The organism is Silvania confinis (genome assembly GCF_025564085.1).
Classification (GTDB): Bacteria; Pseudomonadota; Gammaproteobacteria; order Enterobacterales; family Enterobacteriaceae; genus Enterobacter; species Enterobacter confinis.
Map to the genome: position 1 here is coordinate 50,496 of NZ_JAMGZJ010000070.1, position 16,236 is coordinate 66,731.

The window sequence follows — 16,236 nt, forward strand, 5'->3', positions numbered from 1 at the left end:
CCGCCAGTTGCTGCAACAGAAATAAAGTGCGGATACCGACTCGTAAAGTCTGATTTTGCCCATCGCCTGTGGCGCTGTGCTGCGCTATACCCGTTGCAAAACAGGGAGGAGTGGCAATGTGGAGAGCGTTAAGCGTTGTGATGATGATCTGGAGCGGCTTTGGGCTGGCGGTATGCCCCGTATGGTCGCCCGCCAGGGCAGAGCAGGAGATCGCTCGCCTTCAGGCCCAAATTACCCGCTGGGATACGGCGTACTGGAAAGAGGGCGTAAGTGAGGTCAATGACGAGGTGTACGATCAGCTCGCCGAGAGGCTGAAACAGTGGCAGCGCTGTTTTAGTGAGGAGCAGGCCGCTGAACCGCTGGCGCCTGTCACCGGGTCGGTCAGACACCCGGTCAGCCATACCGGGGTACAGAAAATGGCGGATGAGGCTGCGCTTCGACACTGGATGCATTCGCGTCGAGATCTGTGGGTGCAGCCGAAGGTGGATGGTGTGGCGGTGACACTGGTTTACCGTGAAGGGAAACTGGTGCAGGCGACCAGCCGGGGCAACGGTCTGAAAGGTGAAGACTGGACCGAGAAAGTGATGCGCATCGCGTCCATACCCCCACGACTGACCGGAGAGCTTGCCAATAGCGTGTTGCAGGGGGAGCTGTTTCTACGTCGCGATAACCACATCCAGAAGAATATGGGGGGGATGAATGCCCGGGCAAAAGTGGCCGGGGCGATGATGCGACAAGGTGATCATGTGGGGCTGGATAAGATCGGCATTTTTATCTGGGCATGGCCGAATGGTCCCGCGTTGATGCCGGAACGTCTGCGAGCGTTAACCCGTGCGGGTTTCACCCTTAGCGAACCGTGGACGCGCAAAATCGACTCGGTGGAGGGTGTCACAAAACTGCGCGATCGCTGGCTGACGTCGCCACTTCCTTTTGTCACCGATGGCATCGTGATCCGTTCGGCGAAGGAACCCAAGGGCGAACGCTGGCTGCCCGGAGAGGGCAACTGGGTTGTGGCGTGGAAATATGCGCCCGTCGCCCAGGTTGCTGAGGTCAGATCCATTAACTTTACTGTGGGGCGTTCCGGCAGGATTGCAGTCGTTGCCGCACTCGAGCCATTTCAACTGGATGATAAGCGAGTACAGCGGGTGAATCTGGGGTCGATTGCGCGCTGGCAGGCGCTGGATATTGCCCCGGGCGATCACATTCAGGTCAGCCTGGCCGGGCAGGGAATTCCGCGCGTGGATAAAGTCGTCTGGCGAGGAAGCGAACGGCATAAACCCGAGCCGCCAGCATCACGTTTTACGCCGCTCACCTGTTTTTATGCGACACCAGAGTGTCACGAGCAGTTTATTGCCCGGCTGGTCTGGCTGAGTTCGTCTGCAGTTTTAAATATCACCGGTCTGGGAGAGGCAGGCTGGCTGGCGTTACATCAGGCGCATCATTTCGAGCACCTCTTTTCCTGGCTTGCGCTAACGCAATCGCAGCTACAGCAGACGCCGGGATTGTCAGCGCAGCGGGGTCAGCAGCTATGGCATCAATTTAACCTGGTGCGCCGTCAGCCCTTTCAACGCTGGCTGGATGCGCTTGGGATCCCACTCCCGCGCACTGCAATGCGTGCGCTGAGCGATCGAAGCTGGCAGCAGTTACAGAGAAGAGATTCGCCACGCTGGCAGCAAGTGCCAGGCGTCGGTACGGAAAGGGCCCGGAAGCTGGTTGAATTTGTGCATCACCCTACGGTTAACGCCCTGGCGGTAGGGCTGGGTGAGCAAGGCGTGAAGGGTTTTAGCGCATTAATGGCTGTCGTGCCGGTAGTGGAAAACCGGTAGTCCCAACTTTAAACGCAGCGCCAGCATACGGGCGGTAAAGCCAAAAAGAAGCGTGGAGATGATCACCACGTCGTGGCTGCTCACATAGTGTTGCAGGGCGATATACAGTACGGCGGAGGCGAAAGATACGCCCGCATAGAGCTCTTTCTGAAAGACCAGCGGGATGCGTTTACAGAACATATCGCGCAATACGCCGCCGAACACGCCAGTGATGACTGCGGCGATTGTGGCGATGACCGGGCCTTCGCCCATATCCAGCGCAACCTGGGCGCCAATAATCGAAAAGACGATAAGGCCAAGAGCATCCAATACCAGGAACAGACGTCGCAGATGGGGCATAACCGGTGCGGCGATGGTGGTCAGTACGGCTGCGACGGCCACGATAATCACATATTCAGGATGCTTGACCCAGCCGAGCGGGTAGTGGCCCAGCAGAATATCGCGTACCGAACCGCCGCCCAGCGCGGTTGCCGTGGCAATAATTATCACGCCAAAGGTATCCATTCGACGACGCCCGGCCGCCAGGGCGCCCGTCATTGCTTCGGCGGTGATACCGATCAGATACAAAATGTGCAGCAGCATGTTACCCCCAGAGTTGAAGGCGCAAGAGTAGCGTTTTGTGGCCTGCCTCACGATTTAGATTTTCTTGTGTGAGCGTTGATGACTTAGATTAACTAATGAACTGTTGGCTTTGTATCTGGGTTAGTGCGGTTTTTGATAAAAAATCACATTAGTTTTTTTCGAGGCAAAAATGATAATGGCCCCATCAATGGAGCCATTATCAATAGACCAGAGCATCAGTACTTATTCGATGTTTTGAATCTGCTCGCGCATTTGCTCAATCAGCACTTTCAACTCGATGGCTGATTTAGTCACTTCTGCGTTAATTGACTTTGACGCCAGGGTGTTCGACTCGCGGTTGAACTCCTGCATCATAAAGTCGAGACGGCGACCAACAGCTTCTTTTTTCTTAAGGATGTTGTAGGTCTCTTTGACGTGTGCTTCCAGACGATCCAGCTCTTCGGAAACATCAATGCGCTGGGCCATCAGCACCAGCTCCTGCTCGAGGCGGTTATTTTCCAACTGAACGTCAGCGTCTTCCAGTTTGGCGACCAGGCGCTCACGTTGCCATTGCAGAATTTCTGGCATATGTGAACGAACCTTTACCACTTCGCCGCTCACGCCTTCCAGACGCTGTTCGATCAGCGCTTTCAGCGCCTGACCTTCGGTTTCACGGGCCACAATGAAATCATCCAGCGCGCCATCAAGAGCACCGAGGATTTCCGTGGTAATCGCGTCCAGATCCTGCTCTCCTGCCGCCATCACGCCGGGCCAACGAAGAATATCAACCGGGTTGATTTCGCCTTCGTCGCTCTGCATTTTGACCCAGTTGGCAGCGTTAACCAGCTGTTTAGCCAGTTTTTCGTTGAGGATCAGCTCCCCTTGTGCGTTCGCGTCAGGTTCAAAACGCAGATTACATTCAACCTTTCCGCGCGTCAGACGGGCACGAATGCGCTCACGGACGACAGGCTCAAGACTGCGAAACTGTTCCGGCATACGGAAATAGGTTTCAAGATATCGCTGGTTTACCGAGCGCATTTCCCAGGTAGCGCTACCCCAGCTACCCTTGATTTCACGCCGGGCGTAGGCGGTCATACTGCGGATCATAGATATTCCCGTGTTTAAAGGAGAGATGGGGGGATTATAGCTTTTGGGGCTTTCTCAGGATAGGAATAAGCACGTTTAATCCGTATAATGCGCAGCCACATTCGTTTCAAGCCCGGAGATAACATCATGCGTCCATCAGGTCGTAGCGCCAACCAGGTGCGCCCCGTCACCCTGACCCGTAACTATACAAAACACGCTGAAGGCTCCGTGCTGGTTGAATTTGGTGATACCAAAGTGCTGTGTACCGCCTCCATTGAAGAAGGCGTGCCGCGCTTTCTGAAAGGTCAGGGCCAGGGCTGGATCACTGCCGAATACGGCATGCTGCCACGCGCCACCCATACCCGTAACGCCCGCGAAGCGGCGAAGGGTAAGCAAGGTGGCCGTACCATGGAAATTCAGCGTCTGATCGCCCGTGCGCTGCGCGCCGCGGTGGATTTGAAGGTGCTGGGTGAATTCACCATCACGCTGGATTGTGATGTTATCCAGGCTGACGGCGGTACACGCACCGCCTCTATCTCCGGTGCTTGTGTGGCACTGGCCGATGCACTGAATAAGCTGATTGCGTCTGGCAAGCTGAAAGCGAACCCGCTGAAAGGCATGGTTGCTGCAGTGTCCGTGGGGATCGTTAACGGTGAAGCGCTGTGCGATCTGGAGTACGTTGAAGACTCTGCGGCAGAAACCGACATGAACGTGGTGATGACCGAAGACGGTCGCATCATTGAAGTACAGGGCACCGCAGAAGGCGAGCCGTTTACCCACGAAGAACTCCTTACCTTGCTGGCATTAGCCCGAGGGGGAATCGAGTCCATTGTGACGACGCAGAAAGCGGCGTTAGAAAATTGATTTTAAGGCGACTGATGAGTCGCCTTTTTTTTGTCTGTAGATAAGTAAGGAGCGAATCCATGAAGCCGTATCAGCGCCAGTTTATTGAGTTTGCGCTTAGCAAGCAGGTACTTAAGTTTGGCGAATTTACGCTGAAATCCGGGCGCAAGAGCCCCTATTTCTTTAACGCCGGGCTGTTTAATACCGGGCGCGATCTGGCACTGTTAGGCCGATTCTATGCCGAAGCGCTGGTGGATTCCGGGATTGATTTCGATTTACTGTTTGGGCCAGCCTATAAGGGCATCCCGATTGCCACGACTACCGCCGTGGCGCTGGCAGAACATCACGATCGCGATGTGCCGTACTGCTTTAACCGCAAAGAAGCTAAAACACACGGTGAGGGGGGAAGCCTGGTTGGCAGCGCGCTACAGGGCCGCGTAATGCTGGTAGACGATGTGATCACCGCAGGGACAGCGATCCGTGAATCGATGAAGATTATTCAGGCCAACGATGCAACGCTCGCAGGCGTGCTGATCTCTCTCGACCGTCAGGAACGCGGTCGCGGCGAAATCTCTGCCATTCAGGAAGTGGAGCGCGATTACGGCTGCACGGTGACGTCAATTATCACCCTGAAAGACCTGATCGCGTATCTGGAAGAGAAGCCGGAAATGGCCGAAAGCCTGGCGGCGGTGCGCGCCTATCGGGAAGCGTTTGGCGTCTGAATAAACGGCCCGGTGGCGATGCGCTTACCGGGCCGGTAGGCCGGATAAGGCTCCGGCAAGCTGTTATCGCAGTTGTGTCGCGACTAACGGCCAGCGGGCCTCAAAATCGTCTGTAGGGCGATATTTGAATTCGCTGCGCACAAAGCGGGATAGCATCCCTTCACAAAAGGCCAGAACCTGCCCGGCAAGCAGCGTTTCATCCGTGCTGTAGCCTTCACCTTCACGCATTTTCTTTTCGCGCAATACCTGGCGCAGCTGCGCTTCAATGCGTTCGAAAAGCTGGTTGATCCGCCCCTGCAGCCGATCCTGTTCAAACATCAGTGCGTGGCCGGTGAGGATACGGGTCAGGCCCGGGTTGCGTTCGCCGAAACCGAGGATCAGCAATACAATCAGGCGCAAACGCGTGGTGGTGTCCTTCTCATCTTTCAGAATGAGGTTAATACGCGTGATCAGGCTGTCTTCGATAAATTCGATCAGACTATCAAACATGCGCGTTTTACTGGGGAAATGACGGTATAACGCCGCTTCCGACACGCCAACAGAGGCGGCCAGCTTAGCGGTAGTGATGCGTTGACTACCATCGCTGGATTCAAGCATCAGAGCCAGAGACTGAAGTATTTCTTCGCGACGATTCCTTTTCGCAGTTTGTTTTTCTGCCATGTTACAAAATACCCCTGAGAATAAGCACTTGTCAGGCTGACATCCACACAGCGACCGCAAACTGACGTTTGCGGTTTGTTATTGCGTTATGGCGCTGTGGAATGCGTATAGCCGGGTTTATTTACGCCCGGAATGGCCGAAGCCGCCTTCGCCGCGATCGGTCGCGTCAAAGTCTTCTACCAGATTGAATTCAGCCTGTACCACCGGTACAAACACCATCTGGGCAACACGTTCACCGGGTTGGATTGTGAAGCTGTCCTGGCCACGGTTCCAGACCGACACCATCAACTGACCCTGATAGTCAGAGTCAATGAGTCCCACCAGGTTGCCCAGCACGATGCCATGTTTATGGCCCAGGCCAGAGCGCGGCAGGATCACCGCTGCCAGAGAGGCATCGGCAATGTGAATTGCCAGGCCGGTCGGCAGAAGCGTGGTTGCGCCGGGGGCCAGTTCTACGGCGTCGTCGAGACAGGCACGCAGGTCAAGACCGGCAGAGCCGGAGGTGGCATAGGTCGGCAATGGAAATTGCTGGCCAACACGCGGGTCCAGAATCTTAACGTCGATTTTTTTCATCATAACGGGTAACGATCTCGTCCAGTAATTGTTGGCCCAGGAGTTCCTTGCGCTCAAGCGGTAGGACTTTATCTCCATCCTGCCAGAATAGGTGCAGTGCGTTGCTGTCGCTGTTAAATCCTTGTGTGGCCAGCGATACGTCGTTCGCGCAAATCAAATCGAGGTTTTTGCGGGTACGTTTTTGCCGGGCGTATTCTTCCACATTATTCGTTTCGGCGGCAAATCCAACGACGTAAGGTCGTGCGTTTTTTAGTGCGGCGACGCCCGCGACGATATCCGGGTTTTTCACCATAGTTATCGTAATTTCATCGCCTTGCTTCTTAATTTTTTCATCGGCGATGGCTGCTGCACGGTAATCGGCCACGGCGGCGCAGCCGATAAAAATCTGCTGCTGTTGCGCATGTGCCTGCACGGCGGCTTCCATCTCCAGGGCGGTGGTGACATCAATGCGCTGCACCCGTGGTGGCGTAGGCAGCGAAACGGGCCCGCTGATGAGCGTGACGTGTGCCCCGCGCTGGGCGGCGGCGGCGGCGATCGCAAAGCCCATCTTGCCTGAGCTCTGATTGGTGATGTAGCGCACCGGATCCAACGGCTCACGCGTCGGCCCCGCGGTAATCATGATGCTGAGATGTTGCAGATCGTTGACAGGCGAAAAATGGCTGGCGGCCAGATCGACAATCGCAAGCGGATCCAGCATGCGGCCCGGGCCCACATCGCCGCAGGCCTGGCTGCCGCTGTCCGGCCCCCATACCAGCAGTCCGCGAGAGGCTAACGTTGCAAGGTTATGCTGGGTTGCCGCGTTACGATACATCTGTTGGTTCATCGCCGGGACGACGGCAACCGGAGCCGGTGTTGCGAGGCAGATGGTGGACACCAGATCGTTAGCCATACCGGCTGCGACGCGGGCGATCAGATCGGCGGTGGCCGGGGCGAGGATGACTAAATCTGCCCACTTACCCAGCTCGATATGGCCCATTGCTGCCTCGGCCGCCGGGTCGAGCAGGCTGTCTGATACCGGGTAGCCAGAGACGGCCTGCAGGCTCATTGGCGTAATGAAGGCTTTACCCCCCTCGGTAATTGCCACCCGCACTTCTGCCCCGCGCTCGCGTAAACGACGCACCAGATCGGGCGCTTTATAGGCTGCAATGCCGCCGCTGACGCCGAGTACGATTTTTTTACCGGCCAGGCTCATCATGATTCTTTCCTGTTGGGTTCACCTGAGAGGCGGGCATTTTATCACAATCCGAAAAGTATCGTGATTTTGTCCGCCCGTCACTTTGCGAGGCGTTACGCAATATACGCAAGACGTCATCGTGGGGGGCCGATCTCTGTGGCAGCATAGCGGGGCTATGGAGGAGGGTTGGGTATGGAAACACTGTCCCCGCTGTTACCGCGGGAAAAAATGCTACGCGATGGCGTGACATCGCTGACGGATGAAGAACTGCTGGCGCTGTTTTTACGCACCGGAACGCGGGGTAAAGATGTTTTTACGCTTTCAAAGGATTTACTGCAGCATTTTGGTTCCCTGTATGGCTTGCTGACGGCCGAGCTGGAGGCATTCAGGCAGGTTGAAGGGATCGGCATTGCGACGTTTGCCCAGCTTAGAGGCATTGCGGAGCTTTCCCGTCGTTACTACTGCTCGGGAGTGCAGGAAGTGAATCCACTGGAAAACCCGGATGTAGCTCGGGATTTTGTTCACAGCCAGCTGGCAGAAGAAGAACGTGAAATTTTTATGGTTATTTTCCTGGATAATCAAAACCGGGTGCTGAAACATTGTCGGCTGTTTTCTGGTACCCTGAGTCACGTTGAGGTACATCCGCGCGAAATTGTGCGCGAAGCGATAAAAGTGAATGCTGCCGGCGTGATCCTCGCGCATAATCACCCCTCGGGGCGCGCTGAACCGAGCAAAGCCGACAAAGACGTGACCGAACGTATCGTGAAATGCTGTAAATTCATGGACATTCGCGTGATTGACCATCTGGTCATTGGCCGTGGAGAGTACGTTTCTTTTGCCGAACGTGGATGGATTTAAGCCGTTTCTCGCGATCCATCGGGATCTTTGTCTGTTCGGGACTTGAGCACATCATCGAGTCAGCGTATACTACGCCACCTTTGAGAATCTCGGGTTTGGCAATTGGGCCTGGCAATCGATGGTTCACTAAGAACTACGCGATGACCGGGCTGTAAAGCCTGACGAGGCGCCGATACCCCATACGAAGCTCGAGCTAATTTGATTTTTGGAGAATAGACATGTCCCGAGTCTGCCAAGTTACTGGCAAGCGTCCGGTGACCGGTAACAACCGTTCCCACGCACTGAACGCGACTAAACGCCGTTTCCTGCCGAACCTGCACTCTCACCGTTTCTGGGTTGAGAGCGAGAAGCGTTTTGTCACCCTGCGTGTATCTGCTAAAGGTATGCGTGTTATTGATAAGAAAGGCATCGATACAGTTCTGTCCGAACTGCGTGCCCGTGGCGAAAAGTACTAAGTACTTAGAGGAATTAAATCATGGCTAAAGGTATTCGTGAGAAAATCAAGCTGGTTTCTTCTGCTGGTACAGGTCACTTCTACACCACCACGAAGAACAAGCGTACTAAGCCGGAAAAACTGGAACTGAAAAAGTTCGATCCAGTTGTCCGTCAGCACGTACTGTACAAAGAAGCTAAAATTAAATAATTTTAGAATCCTTGTATTGAAAAACCCCGCATCTGCGGGGTTTTTTGCATTCTGTGAATCTCAATGGAGGAAACATGCCTGAATTACCAGAGGTAGAGACCAGCCGCCGGGGTATTGAGCCGCATCTGGTGGGTGAAACCATTCTGCATGCTATCGTGCGCAACGGTCGCCTGCGCTGGCCGGTATCCACTGAGATCCACACCCTGAGCGATAAGCCGGTTATCAGCGTACAGCGCCGGGCCAAATATCTGCTGCTGGAGCTGCCGGACGGCTGGATCATCATCCATCTGGGGATGTCGGGTAGCCTGCGTATTCTGTCGGAGGAACTTCCGCCGCAGAAGCATGACCATGTTGACCTGGTAATGAGCAACGGCAAAGTCCTGCGTTACACCGATCCACGGCGCTTTGGCGCCTGGCTGTGGACTAAAGAACTTGAAGGGCATAACGTACTGGCGCATCTGGGGCCGGAGCCGTTGAGCGAGGCATTTAACGCAGCTTACCTGCAGGCGAAGTGCGCGAAGAAGAAGACCCCGATCAAACCCTGGCTGATGGATAACAAGCTGGTGGTCGGCGTCGGTAACATCTATGCCAGTGAATCCCTGTTTGCCGCTGGGATCCATCCCGATCGACTGGCTTCTTCGCTTTCTGCCGATGAGTGTACGGTGCTGGTTAAGGTCATTAAAGCGGTGCTACAGCGTTCGATTGAGCAGGGCGGTACCACCCTGAAAGATTTCCTGCAAAGCGACGGTAAGCCGGGCTATTTTGCACAGGAGCTGCAGGTTTATGGTCGCAAAGGGGAGCCGTGCCGGGTATGTGGTTCGCCGATTGTGGCTTCTAAGCATGCGCAACGGGCGACGTTTTATTGCCGCCAGTGTCAGAAGTGATCGATTTGTAGACCGGGTACGCGAGCGCGATATCCGGTAAAAAGGCAAGAAACTACTTTAGCTTACCCATTAACGCTTGATGGACGTTTGCTGGCAGGAAATGGGTCACATCACCCGCATGGCGTGCGACCTCTTTCACCAGCGAAGAGGAGATAAACGACCACTCTTTGGATGGCATCAGGAAGACGCTTTCCAGTTCTGGCATCAAATGGCGATTCATATGCGCCAGCTGCATTTCATATTCAAAATCAGCGACGGCACGCAGACCGCGAATCAAAATGTTCGCCTGTTGTGCGCGGGCAAAATGTGCCATCAGATCGCTAAAACCGACCACCTCAACGTTAGACAGATGAGCAGTAGCGGCGCGCGCCAGCGCAACGCGCTCTTCCAGGTCAAACATCGGCTTTTTACTGGGACTGGCGGCTATCGCTAGCACCACCGTGTCAAACATGCAGGCTGCGCGCGTGACGATATCAAGATGACCGTTAGTAACAGGATCGAAGGTACCCGGATAGATCGCTCGTTTTTGCATCACGGTCCTCAATGTGTTTTCGGTGGCAGGTACGGTTCCAGCAGTTGCAGCAGGCGCTGCAGCGCTCCCTGGTTTTGATATAACACTTCAACTGCGTGACGGCCGTAGAAATTGCGATAATCCGCATCAGTCAGTAATGAGGAGACTTCTTTCGTCAGGGTTGCGGCATCGGTGACCGTAATCAACCCGCTAGCCTGCTCAAGACGGGCGCAAATATCTTTGAAATTTAGCGTGTGTGGCCCCATCAGCACCGGGATGGCGTGTGCCGCAGCTTCCAGAGGATTATGTCCACCCCGTTCGACCAAAGACCCGCCCACAAATGCGAGATCGGCAATACCGTACAACAGCATTAATTCGCCCATAGTGTCGCCAATCACAACCTGAGTGCTGGCAGACGGCACGTCACCCGATGAGCGTGTGCTAAAGCTTAGCCCAGCCTCGCGCACGAGGTTAGTCGCATCCGGGAAACGTTCCGGATGGCGCGGCACCAGAATCAGCAGCAGATCAGGGAACTGCTGCAACAGTGACTGATGCGCGGCAATGATAATACTCTCTTCACCATCATGCGTACTGGTGGCAATCCACACCGGTCGATGCGGTGCCCACTGACGACGTAAGGTGATGGCCTTTGCTGCCAACTGAGGTGTCACTGAAATATCGAATTTAAGACTACCGGTGACGGTAACTTGATTGTTCTTTGCCCCCAGTTTTACAAAACGCTGTGCATCTTCTTCGTTTTGCGCAGCAATCAGCGTAATGCGGCGCAGCAGTTTGAGGACAAATTTACCCAGCTTTTCGTAGCCGGCTGCCGAACGGGCAGAGAGGCGTGCGTTAGCAATAACTAAGGGGATGTTGCGTTTTTTCAGGGCAGCAATCAGGTTCGGCCAGAGCTCTGTTTCCATTATCAACACCAGTTTGGGGTCGACCTTATTCAGAAAACGAGAGAGGGCATCCGGTAAATCATAAGGCAGGTAGACGTGCTGAACATCGCTCCCGAAAGCAGACTGAACGCGCTCGGAACCGGTCGGGGTCATCGTGGTTACCGTGATCGGGAGATCCGGGTAGCGATGACGTAGAGCGCGAACTAGAGGGATCGCGGCTAATGTTTCACCCACGGAGACAGAATGCAGCATGATCCCGCCCGGTTTGAGAGGGCGACGATAAAAACCGTAGCGTTCAGCCCAGCGTTTACGGTAGGCAGGGGCCTTACGTCCGCGCACCCACAAACGTATCCAAATCAGTGGCTGGATAAGGTAGAGAAGGGCGGTGTAAAGCAATTCGAGCATAGTAAATCGCTGACTTAGGGATGTGCTGGGAATTCTATGTATTTAGCTGGGGCTTTACCATTACTTTTCCCGATTTTAAATTAAATAGCCCCGGTGAGGCCTAAGGGACTCATGAGATAACGTTTTTAGCCATTTAAAGTACATTTTTACTGTGTATGCATAGCCTCATCCATGACACGGACAAATCACTCGCATAGCAAGCCATTCTTGATGTTACATTTCATTGATTTGAGAGATAAAAATCGCTTGACTGTACAAGGTTTATTCGTATCGGATCGTGCCAAAAGAAATGGTACACTAGCGCACACAAATGAGTGCGATATCAGTAATCGGGTAGCTGTTGAGCCTGGGGCGGTAGCGTGCTTTTTCTGCTTACCTTTATCGGATAATCACAACAAAAGAGTCGCCTGTGGAAAAGCCATTTCGAAAAATTCTGCTCATAAAAATGCGGTTTCACGGAGATATGTTATTAACGACTCCGGTCATTAGTACGTTAAAGCAGAATTATCCTGACGCAAAAATCGATGTGCTTCTTTACCAGGACACGTTCCCCATTTTGTCTGAAAATCCTGAAATTAATGCGCTGTATGGCATTAAGAATAAAAAGGCTAAAGCGGTTGAAAAACTTACCAATTTCATCAGTTTGATTAGAGATTTACGTGCTAATCAGTACGACCTGATTATCAACCTGACGGATCAGTGGATGGTTGCACTGCTGGTCCGGTTATTAGGTGCGCCGGTGCGCATTTCTCAAGATTATAGCCACCGTCAGTCTGCATTCTGGCGCAGCAGCTTCACCCATCTGGCGCCGCTGGTGGGGGATAATGTGGTAGAGAGTAATCTGTCCGTGCTGGCGCCGCTGGGCATAAAATCCCGGGTGACGCACACGACGATGAGCTATCACCCCTCCTGCTGGGAACGTGTACGCAGTGAATTAGATCAGGCGGGCGTCGGGGAGCATTACATCGTTATTCAGCCAACGGCGCGTCAAATATTCAAGTGCTGGAATAACGAGAAGTTTTCGCAAGTTATTGATGCTCTGCATGACCGTGGTTATCAAGTGGTACTCACATCCGGGCCGGGTGCCGACGATCTTGCCTGCGTGAATGCCATTGCAGGCGGATGCAAAACAGCGCCTGTGACTACGCTGGCAGGCAAAGTGACGTTTCCAGAACTGGGTGCATTGATTGCTCATGCCCGACTCTTTATCGGCGTTGATTCTGCCCCTGGACATATTGCTGCTGCTGTAGGAACGCCACTGGTCTGTTTATTTGGTGCGACGGATCATATCTTCTGGCGACCATGGTCAAACAACATGATCCAATTTTGGGCGGGTGATTATCGACCCATGCCGCCACGTGAGCAGCGCGACCGCAACGAAATGTATCTTTCAGCTATACCGGCAGAGGATGTTATTGCTGCCATTGACAGGTTACTGCCTGAAAGAGTGATCCCATCAGTGGAAGATGCCCCCTTATGATCATTGCCTTTTGCTTATATAAATACTTTCCGTTTGGCGGTTTGCAGCGTGATTTTATGCGTATTGCTCAGACCATCGCCGCGCGTGGCCACCATGTGCGCATCTATACCCAGTTTTGGGAGGGTGATTGCCCTGACGTTTTTGAATTAATCCGTGTGCCGGTCAAATCCCGAACGAATCATGGACGTAATGCTGAATATTATGCGTGGGTACAAGCACACTTACTCGAGCATCCGGTCGATCGCATTGTCGGTTTTAATAAAATGCCGGGGCTGGACGTTTATTACGCGGCCGATGTCTGTTATGCCGAGAAAGTGGCGCAGGAGAAAGGCTTTTTCTATCGTCTGACATCTCGTTATCGCCATTATGCTGCTTTTGAACGGGCGACGTTTGAACAGGGGAAACCCACTCAGCTTTTGATGCTGACCGATAAACAGATCGCTGATTTTCAAAAGCATTATCAGACCGAAAGCGAGCGTTTTCGTATCCTCCCGCCGGGGATTTATCCGGACAGAAAATACAGCCAGCAGATCCCCAATAGTCGGGAAGTCTATCGTCAGAAAAATGGCATTGGCGAGCAGCAACATCTATTGCTGCAGGTCGGCTCTGACTTTAGCCGTAAAGGCGTCGATCGCTCCATCGAAGCGCTGGCCTCATTGCCGCAGAGCATTCGGCTCAATACGCGTCTCTTTATTGTCGGGCAGGATAAGCCGCGCAAGTTTGAAGCGCTGGCCGACAAGCTTGGGGTACGGGAAAATGTCAGTTTCTTCTCCGGGCGCAACGATGTTGCTGAATTAATGGCTGCAGCGGATTTATTATTGCATCCAGCCTATCAGGAAGCGGCAGGCATAGTCCTGCTGGAGGCCATCACTGCGGGGTTGCCGGTGGTGACCACGGCGGTGTGCGGCTACGCGCATTATATTGCGGATGCAAACGGCGGCGCGGTGCTTGAAGAACCTTTCCGCCAGCAGGCCTTCAACGACATAGTACGTAAAGCGCTGACAGAGCCTTCACTACGATCCGCCTGGGCAGAAAATGCACGGCATTATGCGGATACACAAGATTTGTACAGTCTGCCTGAGAAAGCAGCGGATATCATAACAGGTGGTTTGGATGGTTGAGCTGAAAGAGCCGTTAGCCACGTTATGGCGTGGTAAAGATGCTTTTGAGCAAGTCAAAGCGTTGCAGGGCGAGGTCTTCAGAGAGCTCGAGACCCGACGTACACTACGCTTTGAACTGGCAGGAAAAAGTTATTTCCTCAAATGGCACCGGGGCACGACCCTGAAAGAGATCGTAAAAAACCTGCTCTCATTGCGCACGCCCGTTTTGGGTGCTGACAGGGAGTGGAATGCGATTCATCGCTTGCAGGGCCTGGGTGTAGATACCATGTACGGCGTTGGATTCGGAGAGAAAGGGGTTAACCCGCTGACCCGGACATCGTTCATCATTACTGAAGATCTGACCCCCACAATAAGCCTTGAAGACTACTGTGCGGATTGGGCGACCAATCCTCCGGACATAAAAGTGAAGCGCATGCTTATTGAGCGTGTCGCGACGATGGTGCGTAAGATGCATGCCGGCGGGATTAATCATCGTGACTGCTATATTTGCCACTTCCTGCTGCATTTGCCTTTCTCGGGCCTGAAAGACGATTTAAAAATCTCAGTTATTGACCTGCACCGGGCGCAGATCCGCAATAAAGTGCCGCGTCGCTGGCGTGATAAAGATCTGATTGGATTGTATTTTTCCTCATTAAATATCGGATTGACGCAGCGCGATGTCTGGCGGTTTTTAAAAATATATTTTGAGCAACCCCTTAAAGATATTCTTGCCAGTGAGGGTGAACTCATTCAACAGGCAAATATCAGAGCCAATAAAATTCGCGAAAGAACAATCCGTAAATCATTATGATCGTCCAGTAGACCGATTGGATTGTTACCGCGGGTCAGGTGTTTATGAATCGTCTATTCACCTATAATAGATAAGAGTTAATTATGTCTCAATTCAGCGACAAAGACGTTATTCTTTCAGTACACGAATATAACTTTAAAAGTAATCCCTCTGAAGAAAGTTTTAATATAGCCTTTGGCATCGATAAACACTTCCTTTTCGGTTGCGGCGTTGCCATTTCATCGATATTGTTAAACAACAAAACAATTAACTTTGAATTCCATGTCTTTACTGACTATTTTAGTGAAGAAGATAAGGCACGGTTTTCGGCTTTGGCTAAGCAATATCATAGCTGTATAAAAGTTTATTTAATTAACTGTGAAAAACTGAAGTCATTGCCAAGTACCAAAAACTGGAGTTATGCAACATATTTTCGTTTCGTCATAGCAGACTATTTTTATCATAAGATCGATAAACTACTATATCTGGATGCTGATATTGCCTGTAAAGGGGACATTCAGGAGTTAGTTGATTATCAATTTGCAGAGCATGAAGTTGCTGCCGTCGTTTCTGAAAGAGATGTCGAGTGGTGGACAAACCGTTCTGTGACGCTGACGACTCCGGCGCTGGTCGCAGGCTATTTCAATGCAGGTTTCTTGCTGATCAATATCAATGAATGGCATAAGAACGATATTTCGAGTAAAGCGATTGAAATGTTGCGTGTGCCTGAGTGGGTAGAAAAAATAACCCATTTGGATCAGGATGTACTGAATGTGCTGTTGGCAGGAAAAGTCAGGTTTATCAATGGTAAATACAATACGCGCTTTAGCCTTAATTATGAGTTAAAGGACGTTGTCGAAAATCCAGTTAATGATGAAACGGTGTTTATTCATTATATTGGCCCAACTAAGCCCTGGCATGAATGGGCCAGTTACCCGGTGTCAAAAAGCTTTTTGATTGCCAAAGATGCCTCACCCTGGCATAATTTTGACCTCCTGAAGCCAACGAACAGTAACCAATTCAGATACTCGGCTAAACACAAGTTCAATCAAAAATTGTACATGCAAGGTATCTTAAATTACCTTCACTATTACAAGCTTAAAATTATGAAATAGTGATGCGAGACTGCCTTACAGAAGAGTAGAGTAACTCACTAAACATGTTGGCCATAGCGTCCGTAAATTAGATTATTACGCAACGTTAATGATGGTGAAAGGT

At 52.4% G+C, this 16,236-nt stretch carries 18 protein-coding genes; 11 read left to right on the forward strand and 7 right to left on the reverse strand.

Features of this window, described 5'->3' with window-relative positions; genetic code table 11:
* Window positions 1–116: 116 nt before the first annotated feature.
* Window positions 117–1,826 (forward strand): NAD-dependent DNA ligase LigB, encoded by a 1,710-nt coding sequence (ligB, locus tag M8013_RS06195; RefSeq protein WP_271266932.1) that lies wholly within the window; start codon window positions 117–119, stop codon window positions 1,824–1,826.
* On the opposite strand, the gene M8013_RS06200 is transcribed toward ligB, so the two are convergent.
* Complete coding sequence (locus M8013_RS06200; protein ID WP_271266933.1) at window positions 1,791–2,408, reverse strand: trimeric intracellular cation channel family protein; 618 nt, start codon at window positions 2,406–2,408, stop codon at window positions 1,791–1,793. The genes ligB and M8013_RS06200 overlap by 36 nt on opposite strands.
* A gap of 222 nt (window positions 2,409–2,630) precedes the next feature.
* Window positions 2,631–3,494: a YicC/YloC family endoribonuclease gene (locus M8013_RS06205; RefSeq protein ID WP_271266934.1), complete on the reverse strand. Its 864-nt coding sequence runs from the start codon at window positions 3,492–3,494 to the stop codon at window positions 2,631–2,633.
* Window positions 3,495–3,620: 126 nt separating this feature from the next.
* On the opposite strand from M8013_RS06205, the gene rph reads away from it, so the two are divergent.
* Both rph and pyrE read left to right on the forward strand, forming a co-directional pair.
* On the forward strand, window positions 3,621–4,337 hold the full coding sequence (gene rph, locus M8013_RS06210; RefSeq protein WP_271266935.1) for a ribonuclease PH: 717 nt from the start codon (window positions 3,621–3,623) through the stop codon (window positions 4,335–4,337).
* A 59-nt stretch (window positions 4,338–4,396) separates the two neighbouring features.
* On the forward strand, window positions 4,397–5,038 hold the full coding sequence (pyrE, locus tag M8013_RS06215; RefSeq protein WP_271266936.1) for an orotate phosphoribosyltransferase: 642 nt from the start codon (window positions 4,397–4,399) through the stop codon (window positions 5,036–5,038).
* Between the two features lie 63 nt (window positions 5,039–5,101).
* Here pyrE and slmA read toward each other — a convergent pair whose 3' ends face one another.
* From slmA to coaBC, 3 genes are all read right to left on the reverse strand, one after another.
* Entirely contained in the window at window positions 5,102–5,698 is a 597-nt protein-coding gene (gene slmA, locus M8013_RS06220; RefSeq protein WP_271266937.1) for a nucleoid occlusion factor SlmA, read from the reverse strand.
* A 117-nt stretch (window positions 5,699–5,815) separates the two neighbouring features.
* Window positions 5,816–6,274 carry a dUTP diphosphatase gene (dut, locus tag M8013_RS06225; protein WP_139563925.1) on the reverse strand — a complete coding sequence of 153 codons (459 nt, stop codon included), beginning with the start codon at window positions 6,272–6,274 and terminating at the stop codon, window positions 5,816–5,818.
* Entirely contained in the window at window positions 6,252–7,463 is a 1,212-nt protein-coding gene (gene coaBC, locus M8013_RS06230; protein WP_271267040.1) for a bifunctional phosphopantothenoylcysteine decarboxylase/phosphopantothenate--cysteine ligase CoaBC, read from the reverse strand. Before coaBC ends, dut begins: the two co-directional genes overlap by 23 nt.
* A gap of 174 nt (window positions 7,464–7,637) precedes the next feature.
* Between coaBC and radC the strand changes: the two genes are divergently transcribed.
* The 4 genes from radC to mutM all read left to right on the forward strand — a co-directional run bounded on the left by radC (window position 7,638) and on the right by mutM (window position 9,830).
* Window positions 7,638–8,303 carry a RadC family protein gene (gene radC, locus M8013_RS06235; protein ID WP_271266938.1) on the forward strand — a complete coding sequence of 222 codons (666 nt, stop codon included), beginning with the start codon at window positions 7,638–7,640 and terminating at the stop codon, window positions 8,301–8,303.
* A 218-nt stretch (window positions 8,304–8,521) separates the two neighbouring features.
* Window positions 8,522–8,758: a 50S ribosomal protein L28 gene (rpmB, locus tag M8013_RS06240; RefSeq protein ID WP_002436699.1), complete on the forward strand. Its 237-nt coding sequence runs from the start codon at window positions 8,522–8,524 to the stop codon at window positions 8,756–8,758.
* A 20-nt stretch (window positions 8,759–8,778) separates the two neighbouring features.
* Window positions 8,779–8,946, forward strand: coding sequence for a 50S ribosomal protein L33 (gene rpmG / locus M8013_RS06245; protein ID WP_003024094.1), 168 nt, complete (start codon window positions 8,779–8,781; stop codon window positions 8,944–8,946).
* A 74-nt stretch (window positions 8,947–9,020) separates the two neighbouring features.
* Complete coding sequence (gene mutM, locus M8013_RS06250) at window positions 9,021–9,830, forward strand: bifunctional DNA-formamidopyrimidine glycosylase/DNA-(apurinic or apyrimidinic site) lyase (protein ID WP_271266939.1); 810 nt, start codon at window positions 9,021–9,023, stop codon at window positions 9,828–9,830.
* 52 nt (window positions 9,831–9,882) lie between these two features.
* Here the strand turns inward: mutM and coaD are convergent, their stop codons facing one another.
* Window positions 9,883–10,362 (reverse strand): pantetheine-phosphate adenylyltransferase, encoded by a 480-nt coding sequence (gene coaD, locus M8013_RS06255; protein WP_271266940.1) that lies wholly within the window; start codon window positions 10,360–10,362, stop codon window positions 9,883–9,885.
* 8 nt (window positions 10,363–10,370) lie between these two features.
* Window positions 10,371–11,648, reverse strand: a complete 1,278-nt coding sequence (gene waaA / locus M8013_RS06260) for a lipid IV(A) 3-deoxy-D-manno-octulosonic acid transferase (RefSeq protein WP_271266941.1) — start codon at window positions 11,646–11,648, stop codon at window positions 10,371–10,373.
* 409 nt (window positions 11,649–12,057) lie between these two features.
* Here waaA and rfaQ point away from each other — a divergent pair, with 409 nt between their 5' ends.
* The 4 genes from rfaQ (at window position 12,058) to waaO (ending at window position 16,133) form a co-directional block, all read left to right on the forward strand.
* The gene (gene rfaQ, locus M8013_RS06265; protein WP_271266942.1) at window positions 12,058–13,128 is read left to right on the forward strand and encodes a lipopolysaccharide core heptosyltransferase RfaQ; all 1,071 of its coding nucleotides are present in this window, start codon (window positions 12,058–12,060) and stop codon (window positions 13,126–13,128) included.
* Window positions 13,125–14,249 carry a glycosyltransferase family 4 protein gene (locus tag M8013_RS06270; RefSeq protein ID WP_271266943.1) on the forward strand — a complete coding sequence of 375 codons (1,125 nt, stop codon included), beginning with the start codon at window positions 13,125–13,127 and terminating at the stop codon, window positions 14,247–14,249. Before rfaQ ends, M8013_RS06270 begins: the two co-directional genes overlap by 4 nt.
* Entirely contained in the window at window positions 14,242–15,039 is a 798-nt protein-coding gene (gene rfaP, locus M8013_RS06275; RefSeq protein WP_271266944.1) for a lipopolysaccharide core heptose(I) kinase RfaP, read from the forward strand. Before M8013_RS06270 ends, rfaP begins: the two co-directional genes overlap by 8 nt.
* Before the next feature lie 80 nt (window positions 15,040–15,119).
* A complete protein-coding gene (gene waaO, locus M8013_RS06280) occupies window positions 15,120–16,133 on the forward strand; it encodes a lipopolysaccharide 3-alpha-galactosyltransferase (RefSeq protein WP_271267041.1) in 1,014 nt (337 codons plus the stop codon).
* Window positions 16,134–16,236: the final 103 nt, after the last annotated feature.

Bases quoted from the DNA above. Each gene is read 5' to 3' on its own strand.
- ligB (WP_271266932.1), top strand. From the start codon at position 117: ATGTGGAGAGCGTTAAGCGTTGTGATGATGATCTGGAGCGGCTTTGGG.
- M8013_RS06200 (WP_271266933.1), bottom strand. From the start codon at position 2,408: ATGCTGCTGCACATTTTGTATCTGATCGGTATCACCGCCGAAGCAATG.
- M8013_RS06205 (WP_271266934.1), bottom strand. From the start codon at position 3,494: ATGATCCGCAGTATGACCGCCTACGCCCGGCGTGAAATCAAGGGTAGC.
- rph (WP_271266935.1), top strand. From the start codon at position 3,621: ATGCGTCCATCAGGTCGTAGCGCCAACCAGGTGCGCCCCGTCACCCTG.
- pyrE (WP_271266936.1), top strand. From the start codon at position 4,397: ATGAAGCCGTATCAGCGCCAGTTTATTGAGTTTGCGCTTAGCAAGCAG.
- slmA (WP_271266937.1), bottom strand. From the start codon at position 5,698: ATGGCAGAAAAACAAACTGCGAAAAGGAATCGTCGCGAAGAAATACTT.
- dut (WP_139563925.1), bottom strand. From the start codon at position 6,274: ATGATGAAAAAAATCGACGTTAAGATTCTGGACCCGCGTGTTGGCCAG.
- coaBC (WP_271267040.1), bottom strand. From the start codon at position 7,463: ATGAGCCTGGCCGGTAAAAAAATCGTACTCGGCGTCAGCGGCGGCATT.
- radC (WP_271266938.1), top strand. From the start codon at position 7,638: ATGGAAACACTGTCCCCGCTGTTACCGCGGGAAAAAATGCTACGCGAT.
- rpmB (WP_002436699.1), top strand. From the start codon at position 8,522: ATGTCCCGAGTCTGCCAAGTTACTGGCAAGCGTCCGGTGACCGGTAAC.
- rpmG (WP_003024094.1), top strand. From the start codon at position 8,779: ATGGCTAAAGGTATTCGTGAGAAAATCAAGCTGGTTTCTTCTGCTGGT.
- mutM (WP_271266939.1), top strand. From the start codon at position 9,021: ATGCCTGAATTACCAGAGGTAGAGACCAGCCGCCGGGGTATTGAGCCG.
- coaD (WP_271266940.1), bottom strand. From the start codon at position 10,362: ATGCAAAAACGAGCGATCTATCCGGGTACCTTCGATCCTGTTACTAAC.
- waaA (WP_271266941.1), bottom strand. From the start codon at position 11,648: ATGCTCGAATTGCTTTACACCGCCCTTCTCTACCTTATCCAGCCACTG.
- M8013_RS06270 (WP_271266943.1), top strand. From the start codon at position 13,125: ATGATCATTGCCTTTTGCTTATATAAATACTTTCCGTTTGGCGGTTTG.
- rfaP (WP_271266944.1), top strand. From the start codon at position 14,242: ATGGTTGAGCTGAAAGAGCCGTTAGCCACGTTATGGCGTGGTAAAGAT.